The 13,245-nt window shown below is 63.7% G+C and carries 12 protein-coding genes; 4 read left to right on the top strand and 8 right to left on the bottom strand.

What is annotated here, in order from left to right; genetic code table 11:
- Positions 1–19 precede the first annotated feature (19 nt).
- Genes gcvPA through ABFC66_RS12110 form a run of 3 tightly spaced genes read left to right on the top strand, consistent with a single transcriptional unit; the run spans position 20 to position 3,500 of the window.
- Positions 20–1,366 (top strand): aminomethyl-transferring glycine dehydrogenase subunit GcvPA, encoded by a 1,347-nt coding sequence (gene gcvPA / locus ABFC66_RS12100; protein ID WP_346741220.1) that lies wholly within the window; start codon positions 20–22, stop codon positions 1,364–1,366.
- Between the two features lie 8 nt (positions 1,367–1,374).
- On the top strand, positions 1,375–2,943 hold the full coding sequence (gene gcvPB, locus ABFC66_RS12105; RefSeq protein WP_346741250.1) for an aminomethyl-transferring glycine dehydrogenase subunit GcvPB: 1,569 nt from the start codon (positions 1,375–1,377) through the stop codon (positions 2,941–2,943).
- The gene (locus ABFC66_RS12110; protein ID WP_346741251.1) at positions 2,943–3,500 is read left to right on the top strand and encodes a nucleotidyltransferase family protein; all 558 of its coding nucleotides are present in this window, start codon (positions 2,943–2,945) and stop codon (positions 3,498–3,500) included. The genes gcvPB and ABFC66_RS12110 overlap by 1 nt, the downstream gene beginning before the upstream one ends.
- Positions 3,501–3,502: 2 nt before the next feature.
- On the opposite strand, the gene ABFC66_RS12115 is transcribed toward ABFC66_RS12110, so the two are convergent.
- The 7 genes from ABFC66_RS12115 to ABFC66_RS12145 all read right to left on the bottom strand — a co-directional run bounded on the left by ABFC66_RS12115 (position 3,503) and on the right by ABFC66_RS12145 (position 8,691).
- Positions 3,503–4,285: a dienelactone hydrolase family protein gene (locus tag ABFC66_RS12115; RefSeq protein ID WP_346741221.1), complete on the bottom strand. Its 783-nt coding sequence runs from the start codon at positions 4,283–4,285 to the stop codon at positions 3,503–3,505.
- A 110-nt stretch (positions 4,286–4,395) separates the two neighbouring features.
- Positions 4,396–4,887 (bottom strand): ATP F0F1 synthase subunit B, encoded by a 492-nt coding sequence (locus ABFC66_RS12120; RefSeq protein ID WP_346741222.1) that lies wholly within the window; start codon positions 4,885–4,887, stop codon positions 4,396–4,398.
- Between the two features lie 4 nt (positions 4,888–4,891).
- A complete protein-coding gene (locus ABFC66_RS12125) occupies positions 4,892–5,533 on the bottom strand; it encodes a F0F1 ATP synthase subunit B (protein ID WP_346741223.1) in 642 nt (213 codons plus the stop codon).
- Positions 5,534–5,613: 80 nt separating this feature from the next.
- Positions 5,614–5,838: a F0F1 ATP synthase subunit C gene (locus ABFC66_RS12130; protein WP_346741224.1), complete on the bottom strand. Its 225-nt coding sequence runs from the start codon at positions 5,836–5,838 to the stop codon at positions 5,614–5,616.
- 89 nt (positions 5,839–5,927) lie between these two features.
- Positions 5,928–6,710, bottom strand: coding sequence for a F0F1 ATP synthase subunit A (locus tag ABFC66_RS12135; protein ID WP_346741225.1), 783 nt, complete (start codon positions 6,708–6,710; stop codon positions 5,928–5,930).
- Positions 6,711–6,721: 11 nt separating this feature from the next.
- Positions 6,722–6,964, bottom strand: a complete 243-nt coding sequence (locus ABFC66_RS12140) for an AtpZ/AtpI family protein (protein ID WP_346741226.1) — start codon at positions 6,962–6,964, stop codon at positions 6,722–6,724.
- Positions 6,965–7,383: 419 nt separating this feature from the next.
- Positions 7,384–8,691: an NtaA/DmoA family FMN-dependent monooxygenase gene (locus ABFC66_RS12145; RefSeq protein WP_346741227.1), complete on the bottom strand. Its 1,308-nt coding sequence runs from the start codon at positions 8,689–8,691 to the stop codon at positions 7,384–7,386.
- A gap of 121 nt (positions 8,692–8,812) precedes the next feature.
- Here ABFC66_RS12145 and ABFC66_RS12150 point away from each other — a divergent pair, with 121 nt between their 5' ends.
- On the top strand, positions 8,813–9,709 hold the full coding sequence (locus ABFC66_RS12150) for a LysR family transcriptional regulator (RefSeq protein WP_346741228.1): 897 nt from the start codon (positions 8,813–8,815) through the stop codon (positions 9,707–9,709).
- 22 nt (positions 9,710–9,731) lie between these two features.
- On the opposite strand, the gene ABFC66_RS12155 is transcribed toward ABFC66_RS12150, so the two are convergent.
- Positions 9,732–13,190, bottom strand: coding sequence for an AAA family ATPase (locus ABFC66_RS12155; protein ID WP_346741229.1), 3,459 nt, complete (start codon positions 13,188–13,190; stop codon positions 9,732–9,734).
- Positions 13,191–13,245: the final 55 nt, after the last annotated feature.

Genomic DNA, 13,245 nt, shown 5'->3' on the forward strand with positions numbered 1-13,245 from the left:
TCAATGTAACGGTGCCCCCATGCGCTACCTGCCACTGACCCAAGCCGACCGCCGCGAAATGCTCGGCGTCATCGGCGCGAAGAGCGTCGACGATCTGTTCCGCGATGTGCCGGAACGCGCCCGACGCGATGGCTTCGTCGATCTGCCGCGGCGGCAGGGCGAGCTTGAAGTCGAGCGCGCGCTGACCAAGATGGCGGCGAAAAACATATCGGCGGATTCCGTTCCCTTCTTCATCGGTGGCGGCGCCTATCGCCATCATGTGCCGTCGGTGGTCGACCATCTGATTCAGCGTTCGGAGTTCCTGACCTCCTACACGCCCTATCAGCCGGAGATCACGCAGGGCACGCTGCAATATCTCTTCGAGTTCCAGACGCAAGTGGCGCTGCTGACCGGCATGGATGTCGCCAATGCGTCCATGTATGACGGCTCGACGGCCTGCGCCGAAGCCGTGCTGATGGCCCATCGTGTAACGAAGCGGAAGAAGGCGGTGCTTTCCGGTACGCTTCATCCGCATTACCGCGCCGTCGTCGAAAACCTTTGCGAGGCGGGTGGTGATCCCGTTGAGGCGCTCGCGCCAGCGCTGCCCGGCAAGACCGAAGACATCATTGCCCGCATTGCCGACGATACGAGCTGCGTCGTCGTGCAGACGCCGACCTATTTCGGCGAACTCATCGACCTGCGCGCCATTGCGGACGCCGCGCATGCCAAGGGCGCTCTGCTCATCGCGGTTGTTCCGGAGATCGTCTCTCTCGGCCTCGTCACACCGCCCGGCGAAATGGGCGCCGACATCGTGGTTGGCGAAGGCCAGTCGATCGGCAACGGGCTCAACTTCGGCGGACCCTATGTCGGCCTCTTCGCCACGCGCACGAAATATGTGCGCCAGATGCCTGGCCGACTCTGCGGCCAGACGGTCGATGCCGAGGGCAAGCGCGGCTTCGTGTTGACGCTTTCGACCCGCGAGCAGCATATCCGCCGCGAAAAGGCGACTTCCAATATCTGCACCAATTCCGGCCTTTGTGCGCTTGCCTTCACGATCCATCTGTCGCTGCTGGGCGAAGACGGCTTCAAGCGTCTCGCGCGCATCAATCACGCGAATGCGGTGAAGCTTGGCAAGGCGCTTTCGGGTGTTGCCGGCGTCGAGCTTCTCAACGACGCGTTCTTCAACGAGTTCACCATCCGTCTGCCGAAATCGGCGACCGCCGTGGTTGACGCGCTGGCCGACAAGGGCGTGCTCGGCGGTCTGCCGGCGGGCCGCCTCATTCCGGGCAATGCAACGCTCGATAATCTGCTCATCGTCGCGTCGACTGAAATCAATACCGATCAGGATCGCGCCGACTTTGTGGCTACGCTGAAGGAGGTGCTCTGATGTCCGGCATGAATAATCAGGGCCGCCCCACCGCTGCGGGCGAGGCATCGTCGAGCAGCTTCGAAACCTATACGGGCAACAAGGGGCTTCGCCTCGAAGAGCCGTTGATTTTCGAACTCGACAATCCGGGCGCGACGGGCGTCGATCTCGACGAGCCGGAGGGTTATGAGCCGAAGCTCGGCGCCTTCGAGCGCAAGGCGCGGATCGGCCTTCCCGGCATGTCCGAACCGGACGTGATGCGCCATTACGTGCGCCTCTCGCGCAAGAACTATTCGATCGACGCTGGCCTTTATCCGCTCGGCTCCTGCACGATGAAGCACAATCCGCGCCTCAACGAAAAGATGGCGCGGCTGCCGGGCTTCGCCGATGTGCATCCGCTCCAGCCGCAGAAGACGGTGCAGGGCGCACTGGAACTGATGGACACGCTTGCCCATTGGCTCAAGGAACTGACCGGCATGCCTGCCGTCGCCATGTCGCCCAAGGCGGGTGCCCATGGCGAGCTTTGCGGCATGATGGCGATCCGTGCGGCGCTGGTCGCGCGCGGTGAAGGCGACAAGCGCACGCGCATTCTCGTGCCTGAATCGGCGCATGGCACCAATCCGGCGACCGCCGCGCTTCTTCAGTACAAGGTCGATGCGATTCCGGCGACGGCTGACGGCCGCGTCGATCTCGCGGCCTTCAAGGCGAAGCTCGGGCCGGACGTCGCCGCGATCATGCTCACCAACCCGAACACCTGCGGATTGTTCGAGCGCGACATCATCGAGATTGCCGATGCTGTGCATGCGGCTGGCGCCTATTTCTATTGCGATGGCGCGAACTTCAACGCCATCGTCGGCCGGGTGCGTCCGGGCGATCTCGGCGTCGACGCGATGCATATCAACCTGCACAAGACTTTCTCGACGCCGCATGGCGGCGGCGGTCCGGGCGCGGGCCCGGTGGTGTTGTCCGAAGCGCTCGCGCCTTTCGCGCCGCTGCCTTATGTCGTGCACGGGGCGGATGGTTTCCGCCTCGTCGAGACGGTAGGCGAGGCCAAGGCCGACGGTTCGCATCCCTTCGGCCGCATGGTCGCCTTCCATGGCCAGATGGGCATGTTCGTGCGCGCCATGGCTTACATGATGAGCCACGGATCGGACGGTCTCAGGCAGGTCGCGGAAGACGCCGTGCTGAATGCGAACTACGTCCTTGCCTCGCTGAAGGATTATCTCTCCGCGCCTTTCGAAGGGCCCTGCATGCATGAGGCGCTCTTCGACGATCGTTTCCTGAAGGGCACAGGCGTCGAGACGCTCGACTTCGCCAAGGCGATGATCGACGAGGGCTACCATCCGATGACCATGTATTTCCCGCTGGTCGTCCATGGCGCTCTGCTGATCGAGCCGACCGAAACGGAATCGAAGCACACGCTCGACCAGTTCATCGGCACGTTGAAGCATCTTGCTCAGGCAGCGAAGGGCAACGACAAGTCGCGCTTCACCGGCGCGCCGCATTTCGCGCCGCGTCACCGCCTCGACGAGACGCTGGCCGCGCGCAATCCGGTTCTGCGCTGGCAGGCCGAGACGCCGAAGCAAGCGGCGGAATGATGGAAGAAAGGCGCTTCATCGATCTCGCGCTCACCAATGAGGTGAACGCGGGGATTATGGAGCGCCTTTCGTCTCTCGCACTGCCGGATGCCTGGCTCGTTTCGGGCTCGCTCTTCCAGACGGTGTGGAACGCGCTGACAGGCCGCGCGCCGGGCTACGGCATCAAGGACTACGACGTCTTCTATTTCGATCGCGACACGTCATGGGAAGCGGAAGACGCCGTCATTCGCCGCTGCGCGGAGACCTTTGCCGATTTCGATGTCGAGATCGAGGTTCGCAATCAGGCCCGTGTGCATCTCTGGTATCCGGAGAAATTCGGCATCGCCTATCCGGCACTTTCCTCTTCGACGGAAGGGATCGACCGTTTCCTCGCGCCGGCCTGCATGGTCGGGATTGCACCGGGGAGCCTGCACGTTTATGCGCCTTACGGTTTCGATGACATTGAGGCCATGACCATCCGTCCGAACCGCGTGGCGAATTTCAGCGCGGAGCGCTATGCCGAAAAGGCCGGGCGTTGGAAAGCGAAGTGGCCGGAGCTGACGGTGCTTCCAGCCTGACCTCAGGCGGATTTCAGCCGCTCCACGAAAAACGCGATCACGCGCTTGGCCGCTTCCTTTGTCGGCTGGCCGTCTTCGTCGATCAGGTCTTCGGTCAGCACCGAATGGGGCTTGGGCTCAGGCGATTTGGGATTGGCATATTTGTCGTCGATCTCGATTCCCTCGAAAGCATTGCCCAGCTCGCGACGAAGCGTCTCGAATCGTTCTCCCGGCGAGGTGACGTCGCCCTTGAAGCGCAGGCCGAGCACCTTGTCGCCCCTCATGCAGCGGTCCTTCAGGCAGGCAAGCTCCTCCGGGCTTACATGAAGCGCCGCCTTGCGCTCGGCGCCGAAAGGGAAGGGCAGCGAGGGTTGCGAGAGGACGGGGGCCATGAGCGCCGGCTCCATCATCATCGAGAGCGTAAAATTGCCGGAGAAGCACATGCCGATGGCGCCGACGCCCTTGCCGCCCGCCTCTTCGTGGGCATGGCGGGCGAGGGCGCGAAGCCAGTCGGTGACGGGGCTCGAGCGATGGCTTGCGAGCACATGGAATTCGCGGCTGATACAGACCCTGGCGAGAGACTTCAGAACGTAGCCGACGCTCGGTCCCGGTCCTGCGTCTCCGACGAGGAGCGGCATGTAGACCCGAAAGCCCGCCTCAACGACCCAGTCGGCGAAACGCACGACATTGGGCGTGATGCCGGGGATTTCATGGATCACGATGACGGCTGGGCCGTGCCCCCGCACATACACGGGCTTGGTCACGCCTTCATGGGTGAACTCGGACGGCGTGTAGTCGCTGAGCATGGCGCATCCTCCCTGAGCCTTGCGAGAAGGCTAGCGGAGGGAGGAAAGGCGACCAAACAAAAACCCCGCCACGAGGGCGGGGTTCTGGTCTCGGCGGGATTTCGAGAAGCTCAGTGCAGCTTCGTCGAGAGTTCCGCGATCGATGTTTCAACGATGCCGGCGTCCTTGGCGGCATCGACCTTTTCCGCAATCAGCTGCCGTGCGGCGCTGACGGCAACATCGGCAGCGACGGCACGAACTTCCTGCAGGGCCTGAGCCTCGGCCTGACGGATCTTGTCCTCGGCAACCTGCTGGCGACGCTCGACAAGCGCCTTGAGGTTGGCCTGGGTTTCGGCCGCGAGCCGTTCGGCTTCGGCCTTCGCCTGGACGACGATCGTTTCCGCTTCCTGCATCGCCTCTGCCTGCTTGCGCTGATAGGAGGCGAGGAGCTCTTGCGCCTCTTCGCGCAGGCGGCGGGCCTGCTCAAGCTCGTCGGCGATCTCCTTGGAGCGCTTGTCGAGCTGTGCCGTGAGCAGAGCCGGCACCTTCATGCGGATGGCAATAGCAAGGAAGATGATGAGGGCGGTCAGAACCCAGAATTCGCCGGTGGAAAGAAAATGCATCGGCTTAACTCCGCTTCAGCGCGGCATCGACCGCGCGTTCCGCCGCCGCCTTGTCAGCCTCTTCGCCGAGAAGGCGAGAGACGACGGCACCGGCCACATCGACCGCAACGAGGCGGACATTGGCGAGAGCCGTGGCCTTGGTCGCCGCGATGCTCGCCTCGGCGGAGGCGATCTTCTGGGCGAGGCTGGCTTCCGATTCCTGCCGCTGCTTATCGGTCTCGGCCGACAGGCGGTCGCGCGTTTCCTGCGCGATCGCATGGGCCTTGGCGCGCGCCTCGGCAAAGGCCTTTTCATAGGCCGCGATGGCATCGTCGGTCTGCTTCTTGGCGTTGGCTGCCGCTTCAAGATCGGACGAGATGCGGTTGCGCCGCTCCTCGATGATCTTGCCGAGGCGCGGCAGGGCAAGCCGCGACATCAGCACGTAAAGCACGCCGAAAACGATGACGAGCCAGATGATCTGCGACGAGAAGGTCGTTGCATTGAACGGGGGGAACCCCGCGCTATGCGCACCTTCCTGCGCGACGCCGGTCTCGCTATGGACCGCATCCGCAGCACCATGCTCTGTCACGGCAGTCGCCGCGTCGTGCATCGCACCGGCTTCGGTCTCGGTGGTCGCGCCGTCATTGACCGCCAGATCTTGGGCCATTTGTGACTCCAGTTAGGCTCCGTCCGTTCAACATCGGCTGGCCGCTGTTGAAAGCGGCCAGCGCTCAGTCGAAAGGTCGATCAGGCGAAGAGAAGGATCAGCGCGACGAGCAGCGAGAAGATGCCGAGCGCTTCGGTAACGGCGAAGCCGAAAATCAGGCGGCCGAACTGGCCGTCAGCGGCCGACGGATTGCGCAGCGCGCCGGCGAGGTAGTTGCCGAAAATCGTGCCGAGGCCGATGCCCGCGCCACCCATGCCGAGGCAAGCGATGCCGGCGCCGATGTACTTTGCTGCCATAGGATCCATAGTGAAGTGCTCCTTGAGGGTTGTCCGGTTAGTCCTTGGGAACGGCGATATGCCGAACCAATTGGTGAAATAGTTTATTGAATGCGGCCTCAGTGTCCCGGATGCATCGCGTCGTGGAGATACATGCAGGTGAGGATCGCAAACACATAGGCCTGCAGCGCGGCGACCAGGAATTCCAGAGCCGTCAGCGCCACGATCATTGCAAGCGGGAGCAGGGCGCCGGCATAACCGACCGCGCCCATGCCGAGGAACGTGATGACGAAGCCCGCGAAGACCTTCAGCGTGATGTGACCGGCGAGCATGTTCGCGAAGAGACGAACCGAGTGGCTGATCGGGCGCGAGACGTAGGAGATGACTTCAATCGCGACAACGAGCGGCAGCAGAACGGCCGGAACGCCCGACGGAACGAAAAGGCCGAAGAACTTCAGGCCGTGGAGGTAGATGCCCGTCAGCGTAACGCCGAGGAAAACGGTGATCGCGAGGGCAAAGGTGACGATGATGTGGCTCGTGACCGTGAAGGCATAGGGGAACAGGCCGACGAAGTTCGCCACGAAGATGAACATGAAGAGCGTGAAGACGAAGGGGAAGAAGCGAATCGCCTCATGTCCCGCATTGTCGCGCACCATGTTGTAGATGAATTCGTAGAACATCTCGGCGGCGGCCTGGAGACGTCCCGGGATCATCGCGCGGCGGCTCGCCGCGACGAGGGTGAAGCCGGTGATGAGGATGGCGGTCACCACCATCCAGAGGCTGGAATTGGTGAAGGAGGCATCGAAGCCCCCGATATGCAGCGGGTAGATCTGTTTGATCACAAACTGATGCAACGGATCGACCGGGAAACCACCCTGAGCATGTTCGGCTTCTGCTGCCACGGCTCCAGACCTTATCTTTTGTCGGCGGGCGACTGCCCGCTCTGATCCTGCTTCACTCCGCCGCTCTTATGGGCTTCGTCATAAGCCCTTGTCGCGCGGAGCACATTTCTTACACCGGCTACCGTGCCCAACCCCGTGAAAATGACGAGGCAGAGAGGCATGGTGCCGAAAACCCAGTCGAGGCCCCATCCGATGGCCGCCCCGACCACGACACCCGAAACGAATTCCGAGGACAGGCGAAGAGCGACGTTCATATCGGACGGCTTGCTCGGGGCCGTCTCCTTTTCCGGCTGAGGACGAGCCCATTTCGCCGTTTTGCGGGCCGTCTGAATTCGCTGATCCAGATCGGCAAGCAATTTGTCGTCAGCAGACGGCTGGCTTTCATCGTTCCGAATTATGGTGCCCTTTTTGTCAGCCAAACTTCCGCTCCGCCGTCAAAAAAGGCCCAGCAAACCGCTTCGAAACCACAAAAGCCCCGCCTCAAGCCGCGCGCACCCTACTTGCGGGGCAATAGGCTGTCAAGAACCGGGTAACTGTTATTAAGTCTTTGTGTTGAAACGATAAATCGGCGCTCTTTGGCGCTGCGGCAATCGGCGCGACGCCAAGGCCGAGTCGCGCCGCCGGAACCGGCCTCTTTGCGAGGGGGATTCCGGCGGAGGAAGGGGCGACGGGATCAGAATTCCCGGAGCGTGTCCTTGAGGAGGCTCTTCGTATAGGCGGTCCGGGTCAGGCCGCGCTTCTGGAGGGCGGGAATGAGGCCCTCCGTGATCTCGATGAGGTATTTGCGGTTGATCCGGTTCGAGGGCGCGGTGATGAGGAAGCCGTCGCCGCCCACGGCCTCCATGGCCTCGCCCATCATGTCGGCCACGTCGTCCGGCGTGCCGACCAGCTCCAGCGAGGCGGAATTGCCGCCCTCGATGGTCAATTGACGCAGCGTCTTGTTGCTTCCCCACTGCATGAACTTGTCGAGCGATCCCTGCTCGCCATTGGTGGTGAGCTTGTAGGGGAGCGGCTTGTCGAGATCGAAGGGCGAGAAATCGACCTCGGTGAAGGAGCCGTAAAGCGCCAGAGCGCGCTTGAGGAAGAGATCGGAGTGGAGGAGGCGCTCATGCTTGGCGCGCGCCTCCTCTGTCGTTTCGCCGATGGTCGGGGCGATGAGGAAGAGCACCTTGATGTCGTCCGGGTTGCGCCCGGCCTCGACGGCCTTGGCGCGCACGTCGTCGCGATAGGCCTTCATGCCCTCGACGCCGTTCGCGACCGCGATGATCGAATCGGCATGTTTGCCCGCGAAGGCGCGGCCGCGGGGCGAGCCGCCGGCCTGGAGGTAGGTGGGCTTGCCCTGCGGGCAACGCACCGTGTTCAGCGGCCCGCGCGAGCTGAAATATTTGCCCTTGAAGTGGATGGGCCGAACCTTGGTGAAGTCGGCATAGGTGTCCGTCTCGTAGTCGCGGACGACCGCATCCTCGTCCCAGGTCGCGAAGAGCTGGTTGACGAGTTCCACATATTCATCTGCCATCTCGTAGCGCAACTCGCGCGGCGGCAGCTTGTCCATGCCGAAATTCTGCGCCGCCAGGTCTTCGCCCGAGGTCACGATGTTCCAGCCGAAGCGGCCATGCGCGATGTGGTCGAGCGTGGCGCAAAGGCGCGCGAGCAGGAATGGCGGATATGCCATGGTCGAAAGCGTCGCGATGACGCCGAGATTTTTCGTGGCGGAGCCGATCAGCGCGGCGAGCGGCGCCGGATCGTGCTTCGGCGCCATGATCGCCCATTTCAGATAGGCCTCGGTGCTGTGCTGGTAGACATCGGACAGCATCAGCGTGTCTTCGAGCATGATGAAGTCGAAGCAGGCGCGTTCGAGCTGCTTCGCCATGTCGACATAGAACTCGCCGTCCCACGGCATGCCGCTCGAATGGAACTGGGCGTTCCATTCATCGACGCCGAAATTCGTGAACCAACCCAGATGAAAACGCTTGTCCGACATCGGATACCTCAGGTGAACGCAACGCAGTTGCAGAAAACATGTCGGGCGAGGCGTTGCTTGAAAAGCATCAAATTGTTTGCAAACCTCTACCCAAAAGGCATCGATCGGAAAGAGGTCTCCCTTGTTGCATTCGCGTCTGCTGCGTTATCTCGACGAGGTCGCCCGTAGCGGCTCGATCCGCAAGGCGGGGCACAATCTCAATATTGCCGCGCCCGCCATCAACCGGCAGATACTTGCGCTGGAAGAGGAACTCGGCACGCCGATCTTCGAGCGCCATCCGCGCAAGATGGTGCTGACGGCCGCCGGCGAAATTCTTATCGACCATGTGCGGCAGACCTTGCGCGCCATGGACCGCGCGCAAAGCGCCATCGAGGAGTTGAAAGGCTTGCGCCGCGGCGAAATCTCGCTCGCCATGGTGAGCGGGCTCGCCGCCACGCTGACGCCACTCGCCATTGCGAAATTCCGTGAGGCGCATCAGCGGGTGAAGATCAATGTCGCGCTGGTCGACGAGCCGGAAATCCTGAAACGACTTTCAGCGGGAGAGGCCGATCTCGGACTCGCTTTCGATCTGAAGCTCGGCGCGCGGGTGCAGCTTCTCGCGTCCACGCCCTCCAGGCTTGGCGTTGTGGTGAGCCCGCGTCATCCGCTCGCGGCGAAGGCGTCGCTCCGCGTCAGCGATTGCGTGGGTTACGCGCTTTGCATTCCCGATCGCAGCATGACGATGCGTGCGCATATCGACGCCGTTTTCGCGGAAGCGTCTATCGAGCCGGAACCGCTCATCGAGACGAATGCGATCGAGGTCATGCGGCACATGGCGATGACGGAAAACTGCGTGACGTTTCTGAGCCAGTTCGATGTCCATTACGAACGCGCGAACGGGCAGCTCGTCTATATCCCGCTGAAAGGTCTGAAGCTCCCGCCGGAAGTTCTGATGCTTGTCGGCAATGCGCGTCGCATGACGCCATTGGGGCGGGCGATGGCAGAGAATTTCAAGGAAGTCATGGAGTCGCTTCGATAGCGACACCATGAGCCATTGAACATCAGGAAGCTTCGAGGAAGCGTTCGGCGCGTTCGAGATCGACCGACACCAGTGTCGAGACGCCGCGTTCCTGCATGGTGACGCCGAAGAGGCGGCTCATGCGGGCCATGGTCAGCGCATGGTGGGTGATGATGAGGAAGCGCGTTTCGGTCGTGCGCGTCATCTCTTCCATCAGGTCGCAGAACCGCTCGACATTGGCGTCGTCGAGCGGCGCGTCGACTTCGTCCAGCACGCAGATCGGCGAGGGGTTTGTGAGGAACACCGCGAAGATCAGCGACATGGCGGTCAGCGCCTGCTCGCCGCCGGAGAGCAGCGACATGACCTGAAGGCGCTTGCCCGGCGGGCGCGCATAGATTTCGAGACCGGCTTCGAGCGGATCGTCCGACTCGGTCAGCTTCAGATGCGCCTCGCCACCGCCGAAGAGATGCGTGAAGAGACGCGAGAAATTGGCGTTCACATTCTCGAAGGCTTCGAGCATGCGCTCGCGGCCTTCGCGATTGAGGCTGCCGATGCCCTGACGCAGCTTCGCAATGGCGCTGACAAGGTCTTCGCGCTCGGTCGTCATGGTTTCGAGCTGCTCGGTCAGCTCGCGCGATTCTTCTTCGGCGCGCAGGTTCACGCCGCCAAGGCTTTCGCGTTCGCGCTTGAGCCTGTCGAGCTTGGCGTCGATCTGCTCGACGGTCGGCAGCTCGGTGCCTTCCTCGAGATTGGCCTGGGCGAGCGCTTGCGCCGGTTCGCATTCGAGCACTTCGCGCACCCGCGCTTCCGATTCCGCAAGACGTTCGCGCGCGCCTTCGACGAGGCCGTCGATGCGGGCGCGGTCCTCGCGCGCTTCGGCAAGATGCGCCTGGAATTCGCGGGCGAGCTTCGCGCAGTCGGAAAGGCGGCGTTCGGCTTCGGCCAGCGCGTCGGCGGCGCTGCCGCGCGCGGACTCCGCCTCGCCGATGAGATCGAGCAACGCATGGCGCTTCGCCTCGATTTCGGCGGGCACGCCTTCGAGCGCCTGCAATTCGCCGAGCGCTTCATCCTGACGCTCTTCAAGCGTTGAGATCTGGCGCTGGGCGTTCGCGGCGCGGTTCTCCCATTGCGAGCGTTCCTGCGCGATGGTTGCGAGGCGGCGCGTGCGTGCTTCGGATTCGCGGCGCAGGCTTTCGTGCTGGGCGCGCGCTTCGGCGAGGCCGATGCGGAGCGCTGCCACCTGATCGCGCAGTTCGCCGGCGCGGACGCTCAGGTCGGCGGCGGGCTGAAGACCGGCAAGCGCGATCTCGGCTTCTTCCAGCGTGCGCGTCGCTTCGCCGAGGTCGCCGGAGAGGCGCTCATGCGCTTCCGCGAGCGCGGCGAGGCGGTTCAACTGTGCCGAGGCCGCACGTTCGGCGGCGGCGAGCTGCTCGCGGATACGGTTGTGTTCGGACTGGGCGTCGCGCTGGGCGCGGCGGGCTTCCTGTTCGGACGCGGCGGCGGCTTCCGCCATGACACGCGCTTCCTCGAAGGCGGCGCGCGCTTCGGCGGCGGTTTCGCGCGCGGCCTGAAGTTCGATCTGGAGATCGGCAAGGCGGTTGCGCTGTTCGAGGCGGCGCGCGGCGGCGGTGGGCGCGTCGGCTGCGGCCGTGAAGCCGTCCCAGCGCCAGAGCGCGCCTTCGCGCGTCACGAGGCGTTGGCCGGGCTTCAACTCGCGCTGCAGGCGCTTGCCGTCGGCAGCTTCAACGACGCCGATCTGCGAGAGGCGGCGCGAAAGAGCCTCGGGCCCCTTGACGAATTGCGCGAGCGGCGTCGCACCATCGGGCAGCGACGGTGCAAGATAAAGCGCGGGCAGCGTGTCCCAATGGACGGGCGCCGCGACATCGCCGGGGACGGCAAGATCGTCGCCGAGCGCGGCGCCGAGGGCCGTTTCGAAGCCATGCTCCACCTGCACGGCATCGATCATCGGCGGCCAGAGGTCGCTTTCGCCGCCGCTGAGAAGATCGGCAATGGTCTTTGCCTGTGCGGCGAGGTCGCCGGCATTGCGTTCGGCGAGCTGCATCGGCTCGCGCGAGGCTTTCTCGGCCTCCTGCGCCATGCGGCGGGCGTCTTCGGCTTCCAGTGCCGCGCGCTCCGCTTCCTCGACGCGGCCTGCGGCCATTTCGAGTTCGCTCGACTGAAGGGCGATTTCGGCCTGCTTTTCGGCGGCGTCGGACAGCGAGACCTGCTCGAGAGCAATTTCCTCGATCTGGCGCATCAGCTTCTCGATCCGCGCGCGCGCCGTCTCGATGGCGCGCTCCAGGCTCTGGCGCTCGGCGGTGAGACGTGCGATCTCGCGGTTGAGGCTATCCAGCTCGCCTTCGCGCGTGGCCAGCGAGCCTTGCGTCTCCTCGACGCGCATCTCGGCCATCATCTGCGCTTCACCCTGACCGTCGGCGGCGACGTTCAGTTCTTCCGCTTCAGCGTCGAGGCGCTGGATCGCGCTCTGCGTGTCCTCGATGAGGTGACGTTCGCGGGCGAGATCCTGCCCGATCTGATCGAGACGCGCGGTCAGGCGCTGCGCCTCCTCGCGGGCGCGGGCTTCCTCGGCATCGAGATTGCCGCGCTCGATGGAAAGGCGATGGAGCTTGGCCGCTTCCTGCGCTTCAGCGTCGCGGAGCGCGGGCAGCGCGGTGGCGGCATCCGCCTCGGCAACAGAGGCCGCGGCTGCCTCGCGCGTGAGTTCGGTGACGCGCTGGTCGGTTTCGACGAGGCGATCTTCCTCGCGCTTCAGACCCTCGACGGCCTGCGTCCATTTCAGGTGAAGCTGGATCGCTTCCGTCTCGCGGATCTGGCCGGAGAGGTTACGATAGCGCACGGCCTGCCGCGCCTGCCGCTTCAGGCTGGCGAGTTGGGATTCGAGCTGGGCCACCACGTCGTCGAGGCGGGTGAGGTTGGTTTCGGCGGCCTTGAGGCGCAGTTCCGCTTCGTGGCGGCGCGTATAGAGGCCGGTGATGCCTGCGGCCTCTTCAAGAATGCGGCGGCGGTTGATCGGCTTCGAGGAAATGAGCTGCGCGATCTGACCTTGACGGACGAGGGCGGGCGAATGCGCGCCGGTCGAGGCATCGGCGAACAGAAGCTGCACATCGCGCGCGCGGACTTCGCGTCCGTTGATGCGATAGGTCGAGCCCTGTTCGCGCTCGATCTTGCGCGAGACTTCGATGATCTCGCAGTCATTATAGGCGGCGGGCGCCGAACGGTCGGCATTGTCGATAATGAGCGTGACTTCGGCATGGTTGCGCGCAGGGCGCCCCGCCGTGCCGGCGAAGATCACGTCTTCCATGCCGGTGCCGCGCATGTTCTTGAACGAGTTTTCGCCCATCACCCAGCGCAGCGCTTCAAGCAGGTTCGACTTGCCGCAGCCGTTCGGTCCCACGACGCCGGTCAGACCGGGCTCGATGATGAGATCGGTCGTATCGACGAAGGACTTGAAGCCTGAAAGACGCAGCCGGTTGAACTTCACGTTGGTCTCGATCTTTTGCTTGGTATTGGGCTCGGTACTGAACTCGAAACGGGTA

The sequence above is a fragment of the Parvibaculum sp. genome (assembly GCF_039680535.1).
In the GTDB taxonomy this organism is placed as follows: domain Bacteria; phylum Pseudomonadota; class Alphaproteobacteria; order Parvibaculales; family Parvibaculaceae; genus Parvibaculum.